This window comes from Albidovulum inexpectatum (genome assembly GCF_002927635.1).
GTDB lineage: Bacteria > Pseudomonadota > Alphaproteobacteria > Rhodobacterales > Rhodobacteraceae > Albidovulum > Albidovulum inexpectatum.
In genome coordinates this window covers 206,555-230,562 of the sequence record NZ_PRDS01000005.1, presented here as the reverse complement: position 1 = coordinate 230,562, position 24,008 = coordinate 206,555, and the positions used below count along the sequence as shown (strand labels likewise).

27 protein-coding genes are annotated in these 24,008 nt (G+C 65.6%); 11 read left to right on the top strand and 16 right to left on the bottom strand.

Annotation, left to right across the window (positions count from 1 at the left end; genetic code table 11):
• Nucleotides 1–206 precede the first annotated feature (206 nt).
• The 9 genes from ftsH to ybgC form a co-directional block, all read right to left on the bottom strand.
• Nucleotides 207–2,135: an ATP-dependent zinc metalloprotease FtsH gene (gene ftsH / locus LV82_RS09750; RefSeq protein WP_104071171.1), complete on the bottom strand. Its 1,929-nt coding sequence runs from the start codon at nucleotides 2,133–2,135 to the stop codon at nucleotides 207–209.
• Nucleotides 2,136–2,217: 82 nt separating this feature from the next.
• A complete protein-coding gene (tilS, locus tag LV82_RS09745) occupies nucleotides 2,218–3,513 on the bottom strand; it encodes a tRNA lysidine(34) synthetase TilS (RefSeq protein WP_104071170.1) in 1,296 nt (431 codons plus the stop codon).
• Between the two features lie 13 nt (nucleotides 3,514–3,526).
• On the bottom strand, nucleotides 3,527–4,375 hold the full coding sequence (ybgF, locus tag LV82_RS09740; protein ID WP_211289203.1) for a tol-pal system protein YbgF: 849 nt from the start codon (nucleotides 4,373–4,375) through the stop codon (nucleotides 3,527–3,529).
• Between the two features lie 16 nt (nucleotides 4,376–4,391).
• Nucleotides 4,392–4,922 carry a peptidoglycan-associated lipoprotein Pal gene (pal, locus tag LV82_RS09735; protein WP_104071167.1) on the bottom strand — a complete coding sequence of 177 codons (531 nt, stop codon included), beginning with the start codon at nucleotides 4,920–4,922 and terminating at the stop codon, nucleotides 4,392–4,394.
• 66 nt (nucleotides 4,923–4,988) lie between these two features.
• The gene (tolB, locus tag LV82_RS09730; protein WP_104071165.1) at nucleotides 4,989–6,305 is read right to left on the bottom strand and encodes a Tol-Pal system beta propeller repeat protein TolB; all 1,317 of its coding nucleotides are present in this window, start codon (nucleotides 6,303–6,305) and stop codon (nucleotides 4,989–4,991) included.
• An 80-nt stretch (nucleotides 6,306–6,385) separates the two neighbouring features.
• Nucleotides 6,386–7,567: a hypothetical protein gene (locus tag LV82_RS09725; RefSeq protein WP_104071163.1), complete on the bottom strand. Its 1,182-nt coding sequence runs from the start codon at nucleotides 7,565–7,567 to the stop codon at nucleotides 6,386–6,388.
• Nucleotides 7,568–7,578: 11 nt separating this feature from the next.
• The gene (locus LV82_RS09720) at nucleotides 7,579–8,058 is read right to left on the bottom strand and encodes an ExbD/TolR family protein (protein WP_104071161.1); all 480 of its coding nucleotides are present in this window, start codon (nucleotides 8,056–8,058) and stop codon (nucleotides 7,579–7,581) included.
• Nucleotides 8,059–8,061: 3 nt separating this feature from the next.
• Entirely contained in the window at nucleotides 8,062–8,757 is a 696-nt protein-coding gene (gene tolQ / locus LV82_RS09715; protein WP_104071160.1) for a protein TolQ, read from the bottom strand.
• Between the two features lie 125 nt (nucleotides 8,758–8,882).
• Complete coding sequence (gene ybgC, locus LV82_RS09710; RefSeq protein WP_104071158.1) at nucleotides 8,883–9,284, bottom strand: tol-pal system-associated acyl-CoA thioesterase; 402 nt, start codon at nucleotides 9,282–9,284, stop codon at nucleotides 8,883–8,885.
• 136 nt (nucleotides 9,285–9,420) lie between these two features.
• On the opposite strand from ybgC, the gene LV82_RS09705 reads away from it, so the two are divergent.
• Nucleotides 9,421–9,735: a bactofilin family protein gene (locus LV82_RS09705; protein ID WP_104071156.1), complete on the top strand. Its 315-nt coding sequence runs from the start codon at nucleotides 9,421–9,423 to the stop codon at nucleotides 9,733–9,735.
• Between the two features lie 9 nt (nucleotides 9,736–9,744).
• Here the strand turns inward: LV82_RS09705 and ruvB are convergent, their stop codons facing one another.
• From ruvB to ruvC, 3 genes are read right to left on the bottom strand one after another with little or no spacing between them, the layout of a single operon-like run.
• On the bottom strand, nucleotides 9,745–10,770 hold the full coding sequence (gene ruvB, locus LV82_RS09700; RefSeq protein WP_104071154.1) for a Holliday junction branch migration DNA helicase RuvB: 1,026 nt from the start codon (nucleotides 10,768–10,770) through the stop codon (nucleotides 9,745–9,747).
• Between the two features lie 2 nt (nucleotides 10,771–10,772).
• Entirely contained in the window at nucleotides 10,773–11,444 is a 672-nt protein-coding gene (ruvA, locus tag LV82_RS09695) for a Holliday junction branch migration protein RuvA (RefSeq protein WP_104071152.1), read from the bottom strand.
• Nucleotides 11,441–11,944, bottom strand: a complete 504-nt coding sequence (gene ruvC / locus LV82_RS09690; protein WP_104071151.1) for a crossover junction endodeoxyribonuclease RuvC — start codon at nucleotides 11,942–11,944, stop codon at nucleotides 11,441–11,443. The genes ruvA and ruvC overlap by 4 nt, the downstream gene beginning before the upstream one ends.
• A 268-nt stretch (nucleotides 11,945–12,212) precedes the next feature.
• Between ruvC and LV82_RS09685 the strand changes: the two genes are divergently transcribed.
• Nucleotides 12,213–12,407, top strand: coding sequence for a DUF1127 domain-containing protein (locus tag LV82_RS09685; RefSeq protein WP_104071297.1), 195 nt, complete (start codon nucleotides 12,213–12,215; stop codon nucleotides 12,405–12,407).
• A gap of 81 nt (nucleotides 12,408–12,488) precedes the next feature.
• On the opposite strand, the gene LV82_RS09680 is transcribed toward LV82_RS09685, so the two are convergent.
• The 3 genes from LV82_RS09680 to msrA all read right to left on the bottom strand — a co-directional run bounded on the left by LV82_RS09680 (nucleotide 12,489) and on the right by msrA (nucleotide 14,526).
• Nucleotides 12,489–12,836 (bottom strand): hypothetical protein, encoded by a 348-nt coding sequence (locus LV82_RS09680; RefSeq protein WP_104071149.1) that lies wholly within the window; start codon nucleotides 12,834–12,836, stop codon nucleotides 12,489–12,491.
• 107 nt (nucleotides 12,837–12,943) lie between these two features.
• Nucleotides 12,944–13,813: a 50S ribosomal protein L11 methyltransferase gene (locus LV82_RS09675; protein WP_104071148.1), complete on the bottom strand. Its 870-nt coding sequence runs from the start codon at nucleotides 13,811–13,813 to the stop codon at nucleotides 12,944–12,946.
• Nucleotides 13,814–13,872: 59 nt separating this feature from the next.
• A complete protein-coding gene (gene msrA / locus LV82_RS09670; protein WP_211289199.1) occupies nucleotides 13,873–14,526 on the bottom strand; it encodes a peptide-methionine (S)-S-oxide reductase MsrA in 654 nt (217 codons plus the stop codon).
• Between the two features lie 155 nt (nucleotides 14,527–14,681).
• Here msrA and LV82_RS09665 point away from each other — a divergent pair, with 155 nt between their 5' ends.
• Nucleotides 14,682–15,743 (top strand): YeeE/YedE family protein, encoded by a 1,062-nt coding sequence (locus LV82_RS09665; protein WP_104071294.1) that lies wholly within the window; start codon nucleotides 14,682–14,684, stop codon nucleotides 15,741–15,743.
• A gap of 3 nt (nucleotides 15,744–15,746) precedes the next feature.
• Here LV82_RS09665 and LV82_RS09660 read toward each other — a convergent pair whose 3' ends face one another.
• On the bottom strand, nucleotides 15,747–17,945 hold the full coding sequence (locus tag LV82_RS09660; RefSeq protein ID WP_104071146.1) for a primosomal protein N': 2,199 nt from the start codon (nucleotides 17,943–17,945) through the stop codon (nucleotides 15,747–15,749).
• 86 nt (nucleotides 17,946–18,031) lie between these two features.
• On the opposite strand from LV82_RS09660, the gene fsa reads away from it, so the two are divergent.
• The 8 genes from fsa (at nucleotide 18,032) to LV82_RS09620 (ending at nucleotide 23,998) form a co-directional block, all read left to right on the top strand.
• Entirely contained in the window at nucleotides 18,032–18,685 is a 654-nt protein-coding gene (gene fsa, locus LV82_RS09655) for a fructose-6-phosphate aldolase (protein WP_104071292.1), read from the top strand.
• 118 nt (nucleotides 18,686–18,803) lie between these two features.
• Nucleotides 18,804–19,511 (top strand): DUF484 family protein, encoded by a 708-nt coding sequence (locus LV82_RS09650; RefSeq protein ID WP_104071144.1) that lies wholly within the window; start codon nucleotides 18,804–18,806, stop codon nucleotides 19,509–19,511.
• 6 nt (nucleotides 19,512–19,517) lie between these two features.
• Nucleotides 19,518–20,447, top strand: a complete 930-nt coding sequence (locus LV82_RS09645) for a tyrosine recombinase XerC (protein WP_104071142.1) — start codon at nucleotides 19,518–19,520, stop codon at nucleotides 20,445–20,447.
• A gap of 28 nt (nucleotides 20,448–20,475) precedes the next feature.
• Nucleotides 20,476–21,183: a CDP-alcohol phosphatidyltransferase family protein gene (locus LV82_RS09640; protein WP_104071140.1), complete on the top strand. Its 708-nt coding sequence runs from the start codon at nucleotides 20,476–20,478 to the stop codon at nucleotides 21,181–21,183.
• Between the two features lie 60 nt (nucleotides 21,184–21,243).
• Complete coding sequence (locus LV82_RS09635) at nucleotides 21,244–21,810, top strand: NifU family protein (protein WP_104071137.1); 567 nt, start codon at nucleotides 21,244–21,246, stop codon at nucleotides 21,808–21,810.
• Nucleotides 21,800–22,405, top strand: coding sequence for a tRNA (adenosine(37)-N6)-threonylcarbamoyltransferase complex dimerization subunit type 1 TsaB (tsaB, locus tag LV82_RS09630; RefSeq protein WP_104071136.1), 606 nt, complete (start codon nucleotides 21,800–21,802; stop codon nucleotides 22,403–22,405). The genes LV82_RS09635 and tsaB overlap by 11 nt, the downstream gene beginning before the upstream one ends.
• The gene (rimI, locus tag LV82_RS09625) at nucleotides 22,402–22,842 is read left to right on the top strand and encodes a ribosomal protein S18-alanine N-acetyltransferase (protein WP_104071134.1); all 441 of its coding nucleotides are present in this window, start codon (nucleotides 22,402–22,404) and stop codon (nucleotides 22,840–22,842) included. The genes tsaB and rimI overlap by 4 nt, the downstream gene beginning before the upstream one ends.
• A 160-nt stretch (nucleotides 22,843–23,002) precedes the next feature.
• Entirely contained in the window at nucleotides 23,003–23,998 is a 996-nt protein-coding gene (locus LV82_RS09620) for a BMP family lipoprotein (RefSeq protein WP_104071133.1), read from the top strand.
• Nucleotides 23,999–24,008 lie beyond the last annotated feature (10 nt).

The following is a 24,008-nucleotide window of genomic DNA, read 5'->3' as shown; positions in this document are numbered from 1 at the left end:
GACGCCATGCAAATTGCGACACTGATCGTCGGAACCGGGTTCGCGCTGGGCACGGCGCTTGCGGCGACGCTCATCCTGCTTGTGTAAGCACAGGGGACATTTTCGCCGAATCGTCATGGCCACAAGGCGATCAGGCCCGGTTCGCGCCAAAGAAATGGGGGAAGCCGTGATGGCTTCCCCCTGTTTCGCTATCGCCCGGCCAGGCCTTACGCCGTTGGCTCTGGCTCCATGCCGCCGTCCTTCGGAGCGCGCGGCTTCTTGGTCTTGGGAATGGCGGTCAGCGACGGAACCTCGCTGCCGCTCGAGCTGTCGTCGCCGTCCTTGCCGAAGGTCGGCTTTTCGCCGCGAATGACGCGCATGACGTCTTCGCCGGTCAGCGTTTCATATTCCAACAGGCCCTGGGCAAGGTTCTCCATCTCGTCCCAGTGCTCGCGCAGGATCGTCTTGGCGCGCTCATAGGCCTCGTCCACTAGGCGACGCACTTCGCGGTCGATCAGCTCGCGGCTTTCTTCCGAGGCGTTGAAATGCGACTGCGACCCCAGGAAGCTTTCCTGCGTGCTGGTGTAGTTGATGTTGCCCAGCTTGTCGGACATCCCCCACTGGCTGACCATCGCAGTGGCCAGCTGGGTGACATGCTGGATATCCGAATAGGCGCCGTTCGTGACGTTCTCGGGGCCAAAGACCAGCTCTTCGGCCGCCTTGCCACCCATGGCTGACGCCAGTTTCGACAGTGCCGCCTGGCGTGTCAGCGACAGCTTGTCCCGCTCTGGCAGGTAGAAGGTGACACCCAGCGCCCGACCGCGCGGAATGATCGTGACCTTGTGCACCGGATCGTGCTGCGGCACGTGTATGCCGACGATCGCGTGGCCCGCCTCGTGATAAGCGGTCAACTTCTTCTCGTCTTCCGTCATCACCATGCTGCGCCGCTCCGGGCCCATCATGACCTTGTCCTTGGCCTTCTCGAAATCCTCGGCCGTGACAAAGCGCTTGCCGACGCGTGCCGCCATCAGCGCGGCTTCGTTCACAAGGTTTGCAAGATCGGCGCCCGAAAAGCCGGGCGTGCCGCGCGCGATGACGCGAAGGTCCACATCGGGGCCCAGCGGGACCTTGCGCGCGTGAACGGCCAGGATCTTTTCCCGCCCCTTGATATCGGGATTGGGCACCTGCACCTGCCGGTCGAAGCGGCCCGGCCGCAAGAGTGCCGGGTCAAGCACGTCCGGACGGTTGGTCGCGGCAATGATGATCACACCCTCATTGGCCTCGAAGCCGTCCATTTCGACCAGAAGCTGGTTCAGCGTCTGCTCGCGTTCGTCATTGCCGCCGCCATAGCCGATACCGCGGCTTCGGCCCACGGCGTCGATCTCGTCGATGAAGACGATGCAGGGGGCGTTCTTCTTGGCCTGTTCGAACATGTCGCGAACGCGGCTGGCGCCCACGCCGACGAACATCTCGACGAAATCCGAGCCCGAGATGGTGAAGAACGGCACGCCCGCCTCGCCGGCGATGGCGCGTGCAAGAAGCGTCTTGCCGGTACCCGGCGGGCCGACCAGCAGCGCGCCTTTCGGGATCTTGCCGCCAAGCCGGCTGAACTTCTGCGGATTGCGCAGGAATTCGACGATCTCTTCCAGCTCTTCCTTGGCTTCGTCGATACCGGCCACATCGTCAAAGGTGACTCGACCGTGCTTTTCGGTCAGAAGCTTGGCGCGCGACTTACCAAAGCCCATCGCCCCGCCGCGACCACCGCCCTGCATCCGGTTCATGAAGAAGATCCAGATCCCGATCAGAACCAGGAACGGCAGCCAGAGCGAAAGGATCGACAGAAAGCCCGATTGTTCCTGAGGCTCGGCCCGAACCGCGACATTCTTGTCGATCAGCGTTTCGACCAGCTTGTCGCTGATCGTCTCCCCCTGGGGCTTGATGGTCACGAAGTTCTGACCGTCCCGGGTCTGAATCTGGACCTTTTCACCATCCATGACGACCGCGGCGACGTCGCCTGCCTCGACCCGCTTGACGAAGTCCGAATAGGCGATCTGTCGCGCGTTCATGGCCGACTGGCCGTTTCCAAAGAGGTTAAACAGCGCCAGGATCAGCAAAAATAGCACGACCCAGAAGGCGATGTTGCGTGCGTTACCCACGAAGTGTCCTCCAAACGATTTGCCATCGCACAGGCCGCGCCAGCGCGAAGTTGCCCATAAGATAGAGATTACCGGGGCAGGTTCAATGCGATAACGGGCGCGCGGCAAAGGGTGCGACGATTTCCGCCGTCCATCCGGCGGGTCGGCCCGCCACTGGCGCCGCGACAAGGTGTTCTTTCCGCCAGACCGCAGGCGTAACGATCAGCGCCGCCCTTGGCAGGCCGGTGTCACGCCATTCGGGACACTGGCGCAAGCCCTCTGGCCCGACTGCGCGCACGCGCAGCCCGCTGACATCGGCGCCATCAGGCGCCTTCAGCCGCCATCGCCGATCCCATGCGCCCTCCCAGCCGGGTTCCAATGCCTGCACCTGTCCGGACAGGACACGGAGTTCACGGGCAACCAGCATGTCACCGATATCGTTGGGCGCCATCGGCGCAACGCGGCATCCCGCCAATGTCGCCGCGCCTCCATCCGCGATCGCGACGGTCAACCGCTCGATCTCGGCCGCCCGGGGAGGATATGACGCGCCCGAAAGCCACATCAGGGCGGAACTCAGTATCCGCCGCGTGACTTCGGACGGCAGTTCGATCAGGGCGCGTCGATGAAAGAACAACGCCCCGGCGCGTTCGGTCAGGATATCGGCCGCAGCCCTTGCCGTGGTTCGCACCACGACCTCACGCGCGCGCGCCAGATTCTCGGCGACCCGCGCAAGGCTGGCTTCGGAAATACCCAGGGGCTGCAGCGCGTTCAGGATCTGACGCGCGCGAACGCGGGCAAACCGCGCATCCTCGTTCGAAGGATCGTCCACCCAATCCTGACCCCGCTGTCGCAGGAAGGCCCGCAAGTCCTGCCGTGTCACGGTCAGGAACGGACGCAGCCACAGCACCCCGGCCTCTTCCCAGGCCGGGCGCATGCCCGACAGGCCGTCGATCCCCGCGGCGCGTGACAAACCCATCAACAACGTTTCGGCCTGATCGGTGGCGGTATGGCCCAGGGCCACGGCCTGAACGCCATTGGCCCGTGCCCAGCCTGCGATCAGCGCATAGCGCGCCTCGCGTGCGGCCTGTTGCAGATTTCCGCGGATCGCCCCGTGGTTCCAGGTCAGCAGATCGTGGGCGACATCAAGTCCGGCACAGATGCGGGCGACCTGCTCGGCCTCGTGGCGCGATTCCGGCCGCAATGCGTGATCGACCGTCACCGCGCGCAACTCGGCCCCGCGCTCGCGTGCCCAGTCCACCGCGGCCAGAAGAAGCGCCAGCGAATCCCCGCCACCTGAAACGGCAATGCCCAGCCGCGAGACTCGGCCGGGCACGGTCGCCTGAATCAAGCCCGGCAGATGCGTGACCGGACCTTCGTGCTCCTGCGCGCGTGACGTCACCGGCGCCCCCGGATCACGGGCAGTTCAGCGCACGCATGGCCGTTCCGGCCTCCACTGCCTCGGGCGAGGTCGGGAACCGCGTGCCCACCTCTCCAAGCGTGACACAGGCTTCCTGCACCTGCCCCAGAACCCCCAGCGCAGCCCCAAGCTTCAGCAGCGCAGCCGGAGCGCGCGGCCCGTCCGGCGCGCCCGAGAACGCGTTCAGATAGGCGCGCGCCGCATTGGCCGTATCGCCCAGCTTCTGCAGGGCCTCCCCTCGCAGGAAGTGCGCCTCGCTGGTCAGGGGGCCGCCCGGATAGGCTTCGACGAAGCGCGCGAACTGATCGGCAGCGGCCTGATAGTCCCCCGCCTCCAGCGCGGCCTGGGCGCGTTCGAAGTCCTCCTTTTCGGCGACGGCAAGCTCGGGTCCGGCCCCCGTCGAACCTTGCGAAGCCGCCCCCGGCGCGACCGCCGGCGGCATTGCCGCAGGGGCGCCGCCCCCGCCGCCAAGGCTGGCCGTGATCGGCAGGTTTGATGGGTCGCAGCCGTCCTCGAGTTCACAGATGCGGAATTCGAGGTCGCCGATACGGTTGGTCGCGTCCGCGACGATCCGTGCCACGCGGTTGTTCAGTTGCTCGACCTCGGCCGTCAGCCGCGCAAGCTGGCCCTCCATCGCGTTCATTCGGTCCAGCGCGGACGCACCGCCAGCGGCCTGGATCGCGGACTGGCCGCCCGCGATCAGCTCGGATCGCAGAGACTGCAGCTCGGCTGCCAGAGCCGAAAGCTGGGCGCGCAGATCGGCCAGCGTGGCGGCGCGGTCCTGGCCAAGGGCGGGGATCGCTGCGATCAAGCCGATCAGGCCCGCCAGAACCGTGTTGCGGATCGGTCCCATGGCCCGGTCAGACCCCGGCACCGGCACCGATCACCGTAACCGCGCGACGGTTCTGCGCATAACATGCCTCGTCCGAGCAGACCGCAAGCGGCCGCTCCTTGCCATAGGACACCGTCTGCAGCCGGTTCGGCGCCACGCCCTGGGCGATCAGGAACTGCTGCACCGCCGATGCGCGCCGCGCGCCCAGCGCCAGGTTGTATTCGCGCGTGCCCTGTTCGTCGGCATGACCTTCGATGATGGCGGTATAGTTCGGATGCTGGTTCAGCCACATCGCCTGGCGGATCAGGATCTGCTGTGCCTCGGGTGAAAGGGTGGACTGGTCAACCGCGAAGTGAACCCGGTCGCCGATGCGCTGATTGAAATAGGCGACCGAGTTGGGATCGTTCGGATCGCCCAGCACGCCGGCGGTAATGCCCGCTCCGGGGCCGCCTGCGCCGGCCCCCGCGCCTGCGCCGCCAGCACCATAGCGGTCGGGGTTGTTGCAGGCGGCAAGAGCGACCGCGCCCACAACGATAAGGAAGGAGGGAAGGAGTTTCATTGTCTGTCGCCTCTGTTCTTGGCTCGATGGCCGGAAGGTTAACATTGTTGGATCGCGTTTGAAACGTCAGGGCAAGAGCGGCGACCAGGCCGGGTCGGAGGCCGATCCTTCCGTCGCGACGCGCCGCAGGTTCCGCCCGGTGATATCCACCGAATAAAGCTGTGCGCCGCCCGTGGCGCCGGGCGTTTCGCGCGTGAACATGATCACGCGCCCGTTCGGCGCCCAGGTCGGACCCTCGTCAAGGAACGACGCCGTCAGCAGCCGCTCCTCGGAGCCGTCGGTGCGCATGACGCCGATATGGAAACGTCCCGCATGTTGCTTGGTGAAGGCGATCAGATCCCCCCGCGGGCTCCAGACCGGAGTGCCATAGCGCCCCTCGCCAAAGGAAATCCGCGTCGCCTCGCCGCCCTCGGCGGGCATGACATACAATTGCTGCGTGCCCGACCGGTCGCTTTCGAAAACTATGAACCGCCCATCGGGAGAATAGGACGGGGCCGTCTCGATCGAAGGCGCATTGGTCAGCTGCCGCGTCTGGCCGGTCGACAATTGCATCGCATAGATGTCGGTATTTCCGTTCTGCTCGAGCGAGAAGACGACCGTCCCGCCATCGGGCGAAAAGCGCGGCGCAAAGGTCATGTTGCCCGAAAGCTCGGCCAGCGCGCGCGAGGACAGCGTCGCCAGGTCCATCAGCTTGATGCGCGGGAACCCCGTCTCGAACGAGGTGTACAGGATGCGATCGCCCGTCGGCGAAAAGCGCGGCGCGATCACGATGGACGAGGCATCCGTCAGATACTGCACGTTCGCGCCATCGTAATCCATGATGGCAAGCCGCTTGAGCCGCTGGTCCTTTGGTCCGCTCTCGGACACATAGACCACGCGGCTGTCGAAATAGCCGCCCTCACCCGTGATCCGGGCATAGACCTGGTCGGCGACCTTGTGCGCGATCCGCCGCCAGTCGGCCGGCGTGCCCGCGAATTGCAGCCCATCGCCCAGCTGGCTTTCCGAAAAGACATCATAGAGCCGGAACTTGACACTGATCCGGCCGTCGGCCAGCACCCCGACGGCCCCGGTGACCAGCGCCTGGGCATTGATCGCCTTCCAGTCCGCAAAGGAAACGGGCGCATCGAAACTGGTCACGGGGCTGATATGCGCCGAAGGCGGGATTTCGCGAAACAGGCCCGTGCCGGCAAGGTCGGCGATCACGACCTGGGTGATCGACTGCGCGATCTGCCCGGCATCGGGCGTTTCGGCCACAAATGCCGGCGCGGCAAAGGGCAAGGGCTCGATCACGCCCTGATCGAGCTCGAGCCGCAATGGCTGTGCACCAGCGTTCAGGGGGATCATCAACCCCGCCAGGGCCGCCGCCAGTATGGTTCTGATCATCCGCTTCCACCCTCTCAAGCTTGTCCTGCCTTCGTGCGCGTCAAACGCCCAGCGTCCCAATTCGGTTTCCTGTCGGTCCGTCATCTCAGTCGCAGCCTTTCGGGGTTGAAGACCAGTTCGATCTCGCGCCATTGCTCGTATTTCTCTGGCGGCAGAGCATAGCCGTTGCCCTTGCATCGCAAAAGCGCGCGTCGCGCCGTCTCGAAGGCCTGACGCGCGGCGGCTTCGGAACCGCCTTCGTAAGCCACCAGGCGGATCGACCCGTCCACGGGCAGTCCGTTGGGGGTCATGGAAAAACCCAAGGTCACTTTCGTCGATGCGGCTTCGGTCGAGAGTGCGCCGATATTCCAGCATTGCGCCACCTGACGCAGGAAGCCGTCCTTCTCGCCCCCGGTCAGCGGAGGGCCCGAGCGCGCGGTGCCATTGCCAGCTGCCGGTGCAGTCTCGGCCGCCCCCGCCAGTGCGGCGGCCAGGGCCTCGGCCACGGCGTCCTCATCGGGCTGTGCCGGTTTCGGGTCGGGCCTGGTCTCGGCACGGGTCGGCTCGGCGGCCGGCTCCGGTCTCGGTTTCGGACGGCTTTTGGGCCGGGGCGAAGATGTCGGCGCTGCAGCGGCAAGATCCTTCTGCTGCCGGTTGGCTTCGGTTTGCAGAACCTGGCCGCTTTCCTCGGGGGCGGCGGCCTCGGCTTCGGGCTGGGGCTCGGGCGTCGGGGCCGGCTCGGGAGCAGTCGCCGTAACGGTTTCGGGCGCGACATCGGCATTCTCGGCCGGAGCCTCGGTCGGCTCTGGCGCGACTCGCGGCGCGGCCTTTGGCGTATCCTGCGGCGCAGGCAGCGGAATATCGGAAGTGATCTCGGTTGGCGACGCAGGCGGCAGGGGCGGCGTGTCCTCGACGTCGGTGACGGGCGGCGTCAGATCCGTCACATCGGGCGTCGCGTCGGGCTCCACGGCTGGCTCGGCCTGGGCGGGCGACGTTTCCGGTACCGGGTCTGCGGGCTGCGCGGGCACGGGGGGCTCTTCCTCGACGGCCGGCGTGGCGGGCGCTTCGGGGGCCGGCGGCGCTTCGGGGGCCGGCTGTGCGGTATCGGCCGGGCGAGCGGCCAGAAGTGTCGCAAATTCCGACTCCGACATGATCGTGACCTGCGCCGTGGGCAAGGGCGGCGTGTCATGTTCGAAGAACACCCCCCCCACGATCAGCCACAGGATCACCGCCGCATGGGCTGCGCCGGAAACCACAAGACCGATGCGTTCGGATCTGTCCATGGGCAAGCGCCCTAGTTCCCCGCCGACCCGTCAAGGCGCGGGCCGCCGGATTCCGTGACCAGAACGATATTCGAGATCCCGGCCGAGTTCAGGGCGCCCATCACCTCGGCGACACGCGCATAGGCAAGCTTGCCATCCGCGCGCAGAAACACGCGGTCGTCGCTGCGCTCGGCCAGAACGGCGCGCAGCTTCGGCACCAGCTCGGCCTCGGGCACGGGGCTGTTCTGTATGGCGATGGTACCATCCGCTTGAAGCGAGATCGCCAAGGGCTCCTCCTGCTGGCTGCCCACTGCCTGGGCCGCGGTCTTGGGAAGCTCCAGCGGAACACCGACGGTCAAGAGCGGAGCGGCGACCATGAAGATGATGAGCAACACCAGCATCACGTCCACAAAGGGCGTGACGTTGATCTCGCTCATGACCTGCGGTTTGCCGCGGCGGCCGCGACGGCGATGCCGCCCGCCACTGCCCGGTTTCATGACCCCCGCGCCCATCGATCAGGAATCCAGCTGCCGCGACAGGATCGTGGCGAATTCGTCGGCGAAAGCCTCGTAACCCGCGATGATCCGGTCGGAATCGGTGGACAGCTTGTTGTAGAAGATGACCGCGGGAATGGCCGCGACCAGGCCCAGGGCAGTGGCCACAAGCGCCTCGGCGATGCCGGGCGCGACAACGGCCAGCGAGGTGTTCTGGCTGATCGCGATCTGCTCGAAGGCGACCTTGATCCCCCAGACCGTCCCGAACAGGCCGACGAAGGGCGCGGTCGATCCCACGGTTGCCAGGAATGGCAGGCCACGCGTCAACTGCTCGGTCGCCTTCAGGATCGCGACATCCATCGACCGTTCGATCCGGGCCTGGGCGCCCGCGATCATGCCGCCATCATCGCGCAGAGATCGACGCCATTCCGTCATTCCCGCGGCAAAGATGCGCTCGGAAGGCCCTTCGGGATCGGGGCCGATCCGGTCATACAGCTCGTCCAGCGGCTCGCCCGACCAGAAGGCGCGGTCGAAAATCGCGGCCTCGCGCCGGGCCTCGCGAAAGGCGATGAATTTCTGGATGATGATGGCCCAGGACCAGAAGCTGGCCACGACAAGCATGATCATGACCAGCTTGACGACCGGTGATGCCCGCCAGAACAGGGCCAACAGAGAGAAATCCATCTCCTGCGCCAGGGCAAGGGTTTGGGTATCCATGAATGACTGCTCGCGCTCTTGTTATGCAGCCGGGCGTCTTGCCCGACCGTGATTTGCGGCGATTCTATCCGCGATCGGCGCGCCTTTCCACTGGCTTTCCCGTGAACGCTCGGTCAATCACGCCCTCACGCGGCGGTTTCCGCGATGCGTTGGCGGATATCCGCCGGCAATCGCGCCGCGCGCCCCTGTGCGTCCAGACAGACCAGCGTAACAACCGCCTGAAACAGCACCGCGTCGCGACGCAGCACGGCCTGATCCAGAATCAGCCGCGCGCCACGGACCTCGCGCAGACTGGTATTAACGTCCAGAAGGTCGTCGAAATGCGCGGGCGAGAGGTAATCCGCCTCGATGCGCCGGACGGCAAAGACGATCCCGGATTCGGCCTTCAGCCTGACCTGGTCGATCCCCAGCGTCCGCACCCATTCGGTGCGCGCGCGCTCGATGAATTTCAGGTAATTGGCATAATAGACGATCCCGGCAAGGTCGGTATCCTCGTAATAGACCCGGATCTGCAGGCGGTGGCTCATTGGGCGATCCCTGTTTGCCCCCCTGACTAGCGTCTCCCGGCGCTTTCGCGCAAGCCCGCGCGCCCGGCCTTGGCAAGCTCGCCGGGCTGGTGTAGCCACGACAGGCAAGGACCTACACTGGCCGGAAGGGGAAGACATGAACCGCTCTGTCATCGAGCAGGACCTGATCATCGAAGGCAATATCTCCTCGAAGCAGGGCGAGATCGAGATCAAGGGCCGCGTCACGGGGGATCTTGACGCGAATACGGTCGAGATCCGGCCCGGTGGACAGGTCCAGGGCGCAATCCAGGCCGAGATCGTCCGGATCGAGGGCAGTCATGCCGGCACGATCAGCTGCGGCGACCTGGTCCTGGATGCCGAAGCCGACGTCAAGGCGGATGTCAGCGCCCGCACGCTGGTGTCGGAAAAGGGCGCGCGGATAAGCGGCAAGGTGCAGATCACCGGCGCCTGAGCGCGCCCTCTATTTGCCGAAAAGATCGGGCTGCCCCGCACTTTGAGGCTGCGGCAGCCCCAGATGCGCCCAGGCCCGGCTGGCCAGCATGCGCCCCCGCGGTGTGCGCTGGATCAGGCCCTGTTGCAGCAGGAAGGGCTCGATCACCTCTTCGATTGCATCACGGCTTTCGGACAGCGCGGCGGCGATCGTTTCGACACCGACCGGTCCGCCGCCATAATGCTCGGCCAGAAGTGTCAGATAGCGACGATCCGCGCCATCAAGACCAATGTGATCGACCCCCAGCCGCGTCAGCGCGCGGTCGGCGATCTCTTGCGTCAGGCGGCCATTGCCTTCGACCAGAACGAAATCCGCGACGCGGCGTAGCAGTCGACCGGCAATACGCGGCGTACCCCGCGCGCGACGGGCAATTTCGCGGACACCTTCGGGATCGGCCTGAATACCCATCAGGCGCGCGCCGCGGGACACGATCAGCTCCAGCTCCTCGATCGTGTAGAATTGCAACCGTGTCGGAATACCAAAGCGATCGCGCAGCGGCGTGGTCAGCAGCCCCAGCCGGGTCGTCGCCCCGACCAGCGTGAAGGGCTGAAGATCCAGCCGCACGGTGCGTGCCGCGGGCCCCTCGCCGATCACCAAGTCCAGCGCGAAATCCTCCATCGCCGGATAGAGGACTTCCTCGACCGCCGGGTTCATGCGGTGGATTTCATCGATGAACAGCACGTCGCGCGCCTCGAGATTGGTCAGGATCGCGGCCAGATCCCCCGCCCGCGCCAGCACCGGCCCCGAGGTCATGCGGAAATTGACGCCCAGCTCGCGCGCGATGATCTGGGCAAGCGTGGTCTTCCCCAAGCCCGGAGGACCATAGAACAGCGTATGATCCATCGCTTCGCCGCGCCGGCGCGCGCTTTCGATGAAGACCCGCAGGTTGGCGCGCGCTTCCTCCTGTCCGATGAAATCGGACAGCGTCTGAGGCCGCAGGCTGCGGTCGATATCCTCGGGTTGAGGGTCGGGGCGCAGGATCGGATCGGGTTCCATCGTCACGCCTTGGGCGCCAACAGTTTCAGGGCGGCATGGATCAGCCTGGCGGTGTCGGCCTCGGGGGCCTCTTGCGCGGCCCGGGCCACGGCAGAAGCGGCATCACCATGAGTGTAGCCAAGATTGACCAGCGCGGACAGGGCATCCGCCGTGGCGCTGGCCGAATTGTTCGGCGCGGTCGAGGTCTGCGCCGGCGCGGGCGATGCGGCGTCCTCCTCGATCACCTTGAGCGGCGGCGCCTCGGCCGACAGCTCGCCCCCAAGGGACATGACGCTTGGCGCCTTGTCCTTCAGCTCGTTCACGATGCGCTGCGCGAGTTTCGGCCCGACGCCGGGAGCGGTGCGAATGGCCGCGGCATCGCCCAGTACGATCGCACGACTGACCCCTTCGGGCCCCAACGCCCCCAGAATGGCCAGCGACACCTTGGCCCCGACGCCCTGGACCGAGGTCAGCAGCCGATGCCATTCCTTTTCCAGCAGCGAGGTAAACCCGAAGAGCTGAAGCAGATCCTCACGCACCATCAGGTCGGTATAGAGCGCCACGGCCTGTCCGGCCGGCGGCAACGTGGCCGCGGTGCGTTGCGAGACATGGACGATATATCCCACCCCCCGCACATCGACCAGCACATGGTCGTTCGCCCGGTGCAGGATGATGCCCGCGATTCGCCCGATCATGCCACACCCCGCATCGCGGCAGCCAGCCGCCCCGAACTTTGCAGGTGGTATGCATGGCAGATCGCGATGGCCAGGGCATCGGCGGCATCGGGGCCCGCCAGCTTGACGCCCGGCAATTGGTGGCGGACCATATGCGCAACCTGCCCCTTGTCGGCATGCCCCACGCCGACCACCGTCTTCTTGACCGCGTTCGGCGCATATTCCCCGATCTTCAGCCCCGCCTGCGCCGCCACCAGCAGGGCAATACCCCGCGCCTGGCCAAGTTTCAGCGTGCCCGCGCCGTCCTTGTTGACGAATGTCTGTTCGATGGCGGCAGCCTCGGGCCGGAATTCCCGAATGATGCACGCAAGCTGTTCGTGCAGCGAAAGCAGCCGCGAGGCCAGATCCCCGTCTTTCGAGTGAGCGATTCCGTTCCCGACATGGCTGAGTCGCGAACCAGCCATCTCGATGATGCCCCAACCCATGTTTCGCAGGCCGGGATCGATCCCAAGAACGCGCATCTGCTCTCCTCGCATGTTGTATTTTTCCCACGACTAGCACGAATAGCGAACACCGCAAAGCATCAATGACAGGTCGCCCCACGCGGCAGCGGCCGATTTTCAGCCCGAAATCGACATGCCGAAACACGAAAGCGACGCAGCAGGCGGATCTTGGCCAAACACCTGACAGAACATGCAAAATCGGCATGACTGCGATGCGTTTTTTGCGCTTGCGAGGTTCGAAAACTCGGCCTATCTGCCGCGCAGTTTTGCAACGGGATCACGCATCATGGCCATACTCGACACCACTCGCCGCCCCGCCGCCGGCTCGATCTGGCGCCTTGTCTCTGCGCTGGTCGGAATGCTGACCACCTGGAACGACATGCGCGTGACGCGCAAGGCTCTGTCCGCATTGTCGGATCGTGAGCTGGCCGATATCGGCCTGACCCGCGCCGATATCGAAACGCTGACCTTCGGCCGCTGAAGCTGCCAGGCGGGAAAGGCAGACGGGGCCGTCGCGACCAGATCGCGGCGGCCCCGTCTCGTCAACGAGGGTCGTGTTGCCTTACAGCCCCAGACGATCGAGCTGTCTGGAAATCATCACTGTCAGCGGATCGGCCGTCAGCACATAGGCCCCGACCCGATCAATCGTGCTGCCAGTCCGAAGACGCTCCAGCCGGTCGGCATAGGCCACGTCGCCGATCGATGCCAGGACGGCAGCCTTGATCACCACGATGGTCATCAGGACCAGCACCACCGGCCCAAGCACACCACGGCGCAGAAGCGGCCTGCTCTTGCGGGTATAGTAGGATCGGCCAATCGCGCCCTCGGCCTCGAAACCGCCACCTGACGCGTGAATACGCTCGATCCGCGCTACGCGGCCATAGAAGTTCTGAAGGTTGCGATCGACCATGTGAATACCCCGAAATACAATCAAAAGGCGATTCGTGCTGCATCTGCGCAAGAATGCTGAAATGACAGTAAGGCAAATTTTTGGCAAAAGCGACCAAATCGTGTCGGCTATACCCTGTTCATGATCAATGCTGACCAATCACCAAGATCGTTTCGATCAACAAGGTCGAAGCCATGTTTGCGATAGGTCGAAACCACCTCATCGGCCTGTGATATCAGGATGCCCGACAATATGACATGCCCACCGGGCGCGGTATGCCTGTGCATTTCCGGCGCCAGATCGATCAACGGCCCCTTCAGGATATTGGCGAAGATCAGGTCAAAAGGCGCCCGCGCCAACAGGTCCGGGTGATCGAAGCCCGCGGCCTCGACGCACTGAACCCGCCCCGCGAGCCCATTGGCCACGACATTTGCCCGCGCCACCTCCACCGCAAGCGGATCGATATCGGACGCGATCACCGGGTCGGGCCAGATCCGGGCCGCCGCCATGGCCAGAACGGCCGTTCCGCAGCCAATATCGGCGACGTTGCGGGCCTGCACGCCCCGACTGGCCAGAGCATCCAGCGCCAGAAGGCAGCCCCGGGTCGTCGCATGATGCCCGGTGCCAAAGGCCATTGCAGCCTCGATCAGCAATGCAACCGCATCCTGCGGCACCTTGTCGGCATCATGGCTGCCATGGACGAAGAAGCGCCCGGCCTCGACGGGCTGCAATTCGCGCCGCACATGGGCCACCCAATCGGTCTCGGGAACTTCCGAGACGACAAAGGGCTGCGCACCATGCGCAGCCGCAAGCAGGGCAAGGACGATGTCGTCGGGCTCTTCCTCGAAATAGGCGCCGACCTCGTAGCGACCCGAACCGTCCTCGATCTCGAAGCACCCAACGCCGGTGGGTTCTGGCGCGATCCCCTCCAGCGCTTCGGCCAGCGCCTCGGCGGCTTCGCGGGAATCCAGGGTCGTCAGGGCGGAATAGGTCGGCATGTCATCCTCGGGCGCTGTGTTCCCCCGCCTATATCCCCCGCGCGCCCGCGGCCGCAAGCCTAGACGCCCAGCCCGACGGGGCAGCTGACGCCCGTTCCCGCAAGGCCGCAATAGCCGTTCGGATTCTTCGCCAAATACTGCTGGTGGTAATCCTCGGCATAATAGAACGGGCCTGCCGGCGCGATTTCGGTCGTTACCAGGCCAAACCCGGCCCGCGCCAGCCGTTCGGCATAGGCCGCGCGAGTGGCCTCGGCGACTGCGCGCTGGTCAGCGTCATGGGTATAGATCGCCGAGCGGTACTGGGTGCCGATATCGTTGCCCTGCCGCATGCCCTGGGTTGGATCGTGGTTTTCCCAGAAGGCCTTCAGCAGGTCGGCATAGGTAATCCGCGTCGGGTCAAAGACCACCCTGACGACTTCGGCATGACCGGTGCGCCCTGAACAGACCTCGTCATAGGTCGGGTTGGGCGTGTATCCCCCGGCATAACCCGCCGCCGTCAGCCACACCCCGGGCAGGTTCCAGAACAGCCTCTCGACGCCCCAGAAACAGCCCATGCCAAAGGTTGCCTCCTGCATGCCCTCGGGGATGGGGGCCTTCAGCGGGCGGTGAAAGACGAAGTGTTCCCGCGCCGTGGGGATCGGGTCGGGCCTGCCCGGCAAGGCCTCGTCGGGCGAAACCATCTGGGTCTTCTTTCCGAACATCGCGCTCAGCATGGCGGTCTCCTCAGCTTGACATGGCCAAGATAGTCCGCGGCGACACCCCCGACCAGTGCCGTGACGCGCATCCTTGCTCGCGCGGCGAATGACATGGATCAAATCGCACGCATTCGTTTTCGTGCATGAATCGCGCCGGCGAAGCGGAGGCAGTCATGGATCTCATCACCCTTGTCGAAACGATTGGAGAAGCGCCGGCGGCAGCGATGCTGGGTCTTGCCACCGGCGTGGTCTTCGGTGTCTCGGCTCAGAGATCGCGATTCTGTCTGCGTGCGGCGACCGTGGAATTCGCACGCGGCATGCTTGGCCCCCGCGTTGCGGTCTGGCTGCTGTGCTTTTCGACCGCGCTGGTCTGGGTACAGGCGGCCGAACTCACCGGCCTGTTTCGCAGCACCGAGGCACGGATGATGGCCGTGCCGGGATCATGGTCGGGCGCGCTGATCGGCGGGCTGATCTTCGGGGGCGGAATGGTGCTCGCACGCGGCTGCCCCGGGCGGCTTCTGGTGCTGGCATCCTCGGGCAATCTGCGTTCGATCGTGTCGGGGCTGATCTTTGCCGTCGTGGCCCAGATGAGCCTGCACGGAATACTTGCGCCCCTGCGCGACAGGCTAGCCGCGCTTTCGGTCACGGCGGGCGGGCACAACCTGAACCTGATCGACTGGGCCGGCCTTCCCCAAGCCAGCGGCCTGATCCTGGGGCTTGGGTTCGCGGCGCTTGCGATCGTGCTGGCCTGGCGCAACCGTATCGGCTTATCGCCCCTGATCTTTGGGTCCGGGGTCGGTTTCTCGGTGGCTCTGGGCTGGGTGTCGACCCACGCGCTCGCCCAGATCAGTTTCGATCCTGTCACGATCAGCTCGGTCACCTTTTCCGGCCCATCTGCAGCGACGCTGATGTTCTTCCTGGAACCCCGCCGGGTGCTGGGATTCGATATCGGACTGGTTCCGGGAGTCGTGCTGGGCGCGGGTTTGTCGGCCCTGTTGTCGGGCCAGTTCCGGTTCGAGGGCTTCGACGGCGCATCCAGCATGCGCCGCGCCATGACGGGCGCGGTGCTGATGGGCTTTGGCGCGATGCTGGCGGGCGGATGCGCGATCGGCGCGGGTGTCAGCGGGGGATCGATCTTTGCCGGCACGGCGTGGCTTGCGCTGTGCGCGATGTGGGCGGGGGCCATTCTGGCCGATACCCTGCTGGATCGCCCGGCCCGCGTCGCCCATGCCTGAGGCTCAATAGAAACTCTGCGGATCGATATCGACCGTCAATCGCAGATTCGCCGGCAGACGGATCTGCCCCGTCCATTCAGAGATCGCGGCCTGAAGCGGTGCGCCCCGGGCTGCCTTGACCAGCAGGCGCACACGATGACGGCCGCGCACACGGGCAATCGGGGCGGGGGCTGGCCCAAACACCTGGGCGCCGATCCGGCGCAACGGCGCGTCCTTGCGCGCAAGTTCCGCCCCCGTATCGAAGGCCGCGTGCATGTCCGGGCTGGACAGCACGATCCCCGCAAGACGGCCATAGGGCGGCATGCCGGCAGCCTCGCGCTGGGCCGCTTCGGCCTGCCAGAAAGCCTCTTCGTCGCCGGACAGGATTGCCCGGATGACGGGGTGTTCAGGCTGCCATGTCTGCAACATCGCCGCCCCGGGCAGGTCCGACCGCCCTGCCCGACCGGACACCTGCCGGACCAGCTGAAAGCTGCGTTCGGCCGCGCGCAGATCCGACCCCTGCAGCCCCAGATCGGCATCGATGACTCCCACAAGCGTAAGCAGCGGGAAATTGTGCCCCTTGGCCACGATCTGGGTGCCGATGATGATGTCGGCTGCGCCCTCGGCGATCTGGCGAATGCTTTCCTTCAGCGCGCGGGCCGAGGCAAACAGATCCGATGACAGAACCGCCACCCGCGCATCGGGAAAACGCTCGGCCACTTCCTCGGCCAGGCGCTCGACGCCGGGGCCGACCGGCGCAAGCTTTCCCTCGACCCCACAGGACGGGCAGGCCTCGGGCATGGGGCGGCTTTCCCCGCACTGGTGGCAGACTAGCCGCTTCAGGAAGCGATGCTCGACCATGCGCGCGTCGCATTGGTCGCAACCGATCTGGTGGCCGCAGGCCCGGCACAGGGTCACCGGCGCATAGCCACGGCGGTTGAGAAACAGCAGGGCTTGCTCGCCCCGCGCCAGGCGCTGTTCGACTGCGCGGGCAAGCGTCGGGCTGATCCACCGGTTCGGCTGCAACTGCTCAGCCCGCATGTCGATGGCCGAGAGCGAGGGCATCCGCGCCGGACCAAAGCGTGCGTTCAGGTCGATGCGCCGATACTTGCCCGTCCGCGCATTGACCCAACTTTCCAGGCTGGGCGTGGCCGAGGCCAGAACGACCTGCGCATCGCACAGCGAGGCGCGCAGGACGGCCATGTCGCGGGCGTTGTACAGCGCCCCGTCTTCCTGCTTGTACGAGCTGTCATGCTCTTCATCGACGACGATCAGGCCCAGATCGCGGAATGGCAGGAACAGGGCCGACCGTGCCCCGACCACCAGCTGTACGCCGCCCTCGCCCGCCATGCGCCAAAGCCGACGGCGTTCGGTCTGGGTCACGCCGGAATGCCATTCCCCGGGACGGGCGCCGAAACGCGCCTCGACCCGGGTCAGGAATTCCGAGGTCAGGGCGATCTCGGGCAGAAGGACCAGAACCTGCCGCCCGTGTCGCAAGGCCTCGGCCACGGCTTCAAGATAGACCTCGGTCTTGCCCGACCCGGTGACCCCCTTCAGCAAGGTCGTACCATAGCGCCCAGAGGCCACGCCTTCGGTCAGAAGCCTGGCTGCGGCGGCCTGGTCTTCGGTCAGGGCCTTGCCCGGGCGGTCGGGGTCCAGTCGTGGATAGGGAAGGTCCCGTGGGGCGTCTTCCTCGATCAGGACCCCGGCCTTGACCAGCCCCTTGACGACGCCGGTCGAAACACCGGCCAGCCTTGCCAGTTCGGCAAGCGCAAAACTGGCGCCGCCGTAATCCTGCAGGACCTCGACGACCCGTGCGCGGGCATCCGTCATGCGGTCCGGCAGATCGCCGGGCCCACGGCGATAGACACGCCGGGGACCCGGCGGATCGGCCAGCCCCGGGGCCCGGGTCGCAAGCCGCAGCATCTGGGGCAGCGGGGTCAGCGTGTAATCGGCCGCGCGGATCAGGAACTCGCGCATGGCTGGCACCATGGGCGCTGCGTCCAGCACCCGGTTCACCGGCCGGATGCGTGCGGGGTCGAAACTGCCCTCTCCCGGCCCCCAGACCACGCCCAGAACGCGGCGTGGGCCCAAGGGCACCTCGACGAACGCGCCCGGCGCAACGCCACCCGCCGGCGCGCGGTAGTCCAGCGGCCGCCCGACCGGTTCGGTCGTCAGCACCGAGATCAGCTCGCCTTCGCGGAAATGGGACCGTTCAGCCACGCATACCCCCGATAGCGGGTTCCGGTTCGCCCCGATCCGCGATAGAAGGGCGCCCGACAGCAATATCCAGCCAGGGAATGTCCGTCATGAAATTCTTCGTCGATACCGCCGATACCGCCGCAATCAAGGAACTTGCCGATCTGGGCATGGTCGATGGCGTGACCACCAACCCGTCGCTGATCCTGAAATCGGGCCGCGACATCCTCGAGGTCACGCGCGAGATCTGCGACATGGTCGAAGGGCCGGTTTCGGCCGAAGTCGTGGCCACCGAGGCCAGGGAAATGATCGCCGAAGGCATGAAACTGTCCAAGATCGCCCCGAACATCGCGATCAAGGTCCCGCTGACCTGGGACGGCCTGACCGCCTGCAAGGCTTTCGCATCCGAAGGCCTGAAGGTCAACGTCACGCTGTGCTTCTCGCCTGCCCAGGCGATCCTTGCCGCCAAGGCTGGCGCGGCCTTCATCTCGCCCTTTATCGGACGTCTGGATGACATCCACCTGGATGGTCTGGACCTGATCGCCGACATCCGGACGATCTATGACAACTATGATTTCGGCACCGAGGTTCTGGCGGCTTCGATCCGGTCGGTCAATCACGTGATCGAGTGCGCGCGCATCGGCGCCGATATCGTCACCGCCCCGCCCCAGGTCATCAAGGCGATGGCCAATCACCCGCTGACCGACAAGGGGCTGGACCAGTTCCTGAAGGACTGGGCCAAGACCGGGCAGAAGATCGTCTGATCCTGAAACGCGGCGCGGGCAAGGTTCCCGCGCCGCGGCTTCGTTTGCGTTTTTTCCTAAACGCCGGCGGCGATTGCTGTTAGGCTGCCGCAAAAGCAAGAAATGGCAGAGGGCAGACATGGCGGAAACGGCGATCCTCGCAGAGGAATTGCGCAGGAAACTTCTGGCGCAGCCAGAGGTCATCCTGGAAGACCCGGACCTGATGAAGGCGCTGATCCGCGCGAATGAACGCGCGATGGGCGCAAACATCGTCGATCTGCGCGGCATCGCGATGGAGCGCCTGGAGGCGCGCCTGGCGCGGCTGGAGGACACGCACCGTTCGGTCATCGCCGCCGCGTATGAAAACCTTGCCGGCACAAGCCAGATCCACCGCGCGGTTCTCAGCCTGCTGGAACCTGCCGATTTCGAAAGCTTCCTGCGCAATCTGGGCGAGGACGTCGCCCGCATCCTGCGCGTGCGCGCGGTGCGTCTGGTGCTGGAAACGCACGCGGATCAGGGCGATCCGGCGCTCGAGCGGTTCGGAGACATCCTGTGCCTGGTCGGGCCGGGCTTTGCCGACGCCTATCTCAATGCCGGCCGCGTCGGGGCGCCGCGCAACGTGGTTCTGCGCCAGACAGCGCCCGACGAAGCCGTCATCTTTGGAGAGGACAATGGCTGGATCCGCTCGGAAGCCGTGATGCGGCTGGATTTCGGGGCGGGCCGCCTGCCTGGCCTGCTGGCCCTTGGCTCGGCGGACGCGCATCAGTTCGACCCCGCGCATGGCACCGACCTGCTGGGCTTTCTGGCCGGGGTCTTTGAAAGGACGATGCGGCGCTGGCTGGGCTAGGCCGTCATGACGCTGGCCATCAACCCTGCGCTGCGCGAGGCCCTGTCGGACTGGCTGGAGCGGTTGGGCGCGCTGGATGCAGCGTCGGCGCATACGCTGCGGGCCTATTCGACGGACGTATCCGACTTCCTTGTCTTTCTGGCAACCCATCTGGGCGGCGCGCCCGGGCCGGGTGCGCTGGCCAGCATCACGCAGGCCGACATGCGGGCCTTTCTGGCACATGAACGCGCGCGCGGCGTTTCGGCCCGAACGCTGGCGCGGCGCCTGTCGGCGGTCAAGTCCTTTGCCCGCTGGCTGGCCGAGCGCGATGGCCTGGACCTGACGGTGATCCTGTCCGCCCGGGCACCCAGATATCGCCGCAGCCTGCCGCGCGCGCTTTCGCCCGACGCGGCGCGCGCCGTGGTCGAACAGATCGGACAGACATCGCGCGCCGACTGGATCGGGGCGCGCGATGTTGCGGTCGCGGTGCTGCTGTATGGTTGTGGTCTGCGCATCTCCGAAGCGCTTGGCCTGACCGGGGCGGACCTGCCGCTGCAAGACAGCCTGCGCATCCGCGGCAAGGGCGGAAAGGAACGGATCGTGCCGTTGCTTCCGGCCGCACGGCAGGCTGTCGAACGTTACGTCGAACTGGCTCCCTGGCCCATCGCGGACGACCGCGCCGCGCCGATCTTTCGCGGCGCTCGCGGCGGGCCTTTGAACCCGCGCCTTGTTGCGCGCGCGATGGAGCAGGTGCGTCACGGCCTGGGCCTTCCGGCAAGCGCCACCCCCCATGCCCTGCGCCACAGCTTTGCCACCCATCTGTTGGCCGCCGGGGGCGACCTGCGGGCGATCCAGAAGCTCCTGGGTCATGCCTCCCTCTCGACCACCCAGGTCTATACCTCGGTTGACACTGCCCGCCTGATGGAGATTTACCAGAAGGCCCATCCCCGCGCATGAAGATTGCACCAGTGAAGGACGACATGACATGACGCCACGGACAAAGGCGCTGCTGGTTCACCTGTTCACCGCGACTGGTGCGGTGCTGTCGATGCTGGCAATGCTGGCCGCGGCGGACGGGGAATGGAGCATGATGTTCCTGTGGCTTGTCGTGGCGCTGATCGTCGACGGGATCGACGGCCCGCTGGCGCGTCACTACCACGTCAAGGTGAACTGGCCGACCTATGACGAGGTGCTTCTGGACCTGATCATCGACTACCTGACCTATGTCTTCATTCCTGCCTTCGCGCTGTTTCAATCGGGGCTGCTGCCGGGCTGGACGGGCTGGCTGGCGATCATCGTCATCACCTATGCCAGCGCGATCTATTTCGTCGATACACGCATGAAGACGCGCGACAATTCCTTTGCCGGCTTTCCGGCCTGCTGGAACATGGTCGTGCTGGTCCTGTTTGCCCTTAAGCCGAATTTCTATCTCATGACGGCAATCATCGTGGCCTTGGCCGCATCCATGTTCACGAATCTGAAATTCGTTCATCCCGTGCGCACCGAACGCTGGCGCTGGCTGACCTTGCCGATCGCCATCGCCTGGGTGTTGTTTGCCGCGCGCGCGGCCTGGGTCGATTTCGCGCCGGGTGACATTGCCCATTGGGGGCTGGCGCTCAGCTCGATCTATCTTCTGCTTGTCGGGATCGTCCAGCAGGTCTTCCCGACAGACGCGGATCGCGAACAGGCCTGAGCAGTCCTTGACGCGACGGGCCGCGGGGCGCATATCCAGATCAGATGGAGGCGCCCTGTCATGTTCATTCAAACCGAATCCACGCCGAACCCCGCCACGCTGAAGTTCCTTCCCGGTCAAAGCGTGCTGGGCAATGGAACCGCGGACTTCACCGATGCCGAATCGGCCGCAAGATCGCCGCTGGCGAGGCGGATCTTCGCCGTTCCCGGCGTGACGGCCGTGTTTCTGGGGTCTGACTTCGTCACCGTGACCAAGTCCGATGACGTTCTGTGGGAGCACATCAAGCCCGCGATCCTTGGCGCGATCATGGAGCATTTCCAGTCCGGCCAGCCGGTGATGGACGAAGGCCAGGCCGAAAGCGGCCATGTCCAGACCGACGAATCCGGCCCCGATGCCGAGATCATTCGCCAGATCAAGGAGTTGCTGGATACGCGCGTGCGCCCGGCCGTGGCGCAGGATGGCGGTGACATCACGTTCCATGGATTCGACCGCGGTATCGTGTATCTGCACATGCAGGGGGCCTGCGCAGGGTGCCCGTCCTCGACCCTGACGCTGAAGATGGGAATCGAGAACCTGCTGCGCCATTACATCCCCGAAGTGATCGAGGTTCGTCCCGTTGCCGCCTGAAGCGACGATCCTGGCATTCGACACATCGGCCGCGCATTGCGCGGCCGCATTGCTTGTGCGCGGCCAGATCGTCGACGCGCGCGTCGAGACGATGGCGCGCGGCCAGGCCGAACGGCTGATGCCGCTTCTGAGCGCATTGCTGGACAGGCAGGGTCTGGACTGGTCCGCCCTGGACGCGATCGGGGTCGGTATCGGACCGGGCAATTTTACCGGTATTCGCATCGCCGTGGCCGCGGCGCGTGGTCTGGCTCTTGCGCGCGGCATCCCCGCGATTGGCGTGTCGGCTTTCGAGTCCATCCGCCCGCCGGCCATGGCCTGCCTGGCGGTCGTTCCCGCGCCGCGCGGCATGATTTGCGTCCAGGAATTCACCGCGCAATCGGCCCTGCCCCCCGTCGTCATGCCCGAGTCCGAGCTTGACAGGACCGATCTGCCAATCCTGCGCCATGATCGCGTGTCTCCCCAAGAGATCGCAGCGCAGATCGCGCGTCTGGCGGCCGAGCGTGCCCACGAAACGGCACCCCGTCCGGCGCCACTCTACCTGCGCCCGGCAGACGCAGCGCCCGCGCGCGATGTGGCGCCGCCCCTGCTGCCATGACGGACGCCTGGGCGCTCGCCGCTCTGCACGCGGCCGTTTTCACGACTCCTCGGCCATGGTCGGCAGATGAATTTGCCGCGTTTCTCGGGCAGCCGGGCGCGTTCATCCTGAGCCGTCAGGATGACGCCGGGCTGGGCGGGCTGCTTGTCGGGCGCGTGGTCGCCGACGAGGCCGAATTGCTGACCCTTGCCGTTGCCCCCGAAAGGCAGCGCCAGGGGCACGGCGCGGCGCTGGTGCGGTCCTTCCTGGACGAAGCCCGTCGGCGTGGGGCTGCGACGGCCTTTCTGGAAGTCGCGGCCGACAACCTTCCGGCGATCGCACTCTATCGCCGTTTCGAATTCGCTGAATCCGGCTGTCGGCGTGGGTACTACCGCCGGCCCGATGGCAGCCCCGTGGATGCTCTGGTCATGGCACGAAACCTAAGAAGGCAGGACTGATCGAAGCCCGCACGTTGCGTCCCCGCAGGCGGGCAGGCGCAAATAGCTATTGACCGTGACGGGCTGGTTTCGCACTAATCGTTCCCAATCCGCACGCGCCCGATACCGTGACGGGTCTGGCGCACTTGCGGATACCAGTGACCCAAACAGGGAGCATTCCATGACCCTCATGACCAAATTCCTCGGCGCAGCCGCGGCGCTGGCGCTTACGGCGGGCGCGGCGCTTGCCGATCCGGCGATCATCTATGATCTGGGCGGGAAGTTCGACAAATCCTTCAACGAGGCCGCCTATAACGGTGCCGAGCGCTGGAAAGCCGAAACCGGCGGCACCTACAAGGAACTGGAGATGCAGTCCGAGGCCCAGCGCGAGCAGGCCCTGCGCCGACTGGCCGAATCTGGCGCCAATCCGGTGGTCATGACCGGCTTTGCCTTCGGCGACGTGCTGAACAAGGTCGCGCCGGACTATCCGGACACGAAATTCGCGATCATCGACATGGTGGTCGATCAGCCCAACGTCAAATCGATCGTCTTCACCGAAGAGCAGGGCTCGTACCTGGTCGGCGTGCTGGCCGCCAAGGCATCGAAGACCGGCACGGTCGGCTTCGTCGGCGGCATGGACATTCCCCTGATCCGCAAGTTCGCCTGCGGCTATGCCCAAGGCGTCAAGGCCGTCAATCCCGATGCCAAGATCATCGTGAACATGACGGGCTCGACGCCCGCGGCATGGAACGATCCGGTCAAGGGCGCCGAGATCGCCAAGGCCCAGAAGGCGCAGGGCGCTGACGTCATCTATGCCGCGGCTGGCGGCACCGGCATCGGTGTTCTGCAGGCCGCAGCCGACGAAGGCATCCTGTCGATCGGCGTCGACAGCAACCAGAACTACCTGCATCCGGGCAAGGTTCTGACCTCGATGCTCAAGCGCGTGGACAATGCCGTCTACGAAGCCTTCAAGGCCGGCGAAAACATCGAGCCGGGTATCGAAGTGATGGACCTGGCCAAGGGCGGCGTCGATTACGCGCTGGACGAAAACAACGCCGCGCTGATCACCGACGAGATGAAGGCCGCCGTCGAAGAGGCCAAGGCCAAGATCATTTCGGGCGAGATCAAGGTCCATGACTACATGGCCGACGAGACCTGCCCTGCCCTGACCTTCTGAGATGATGAGC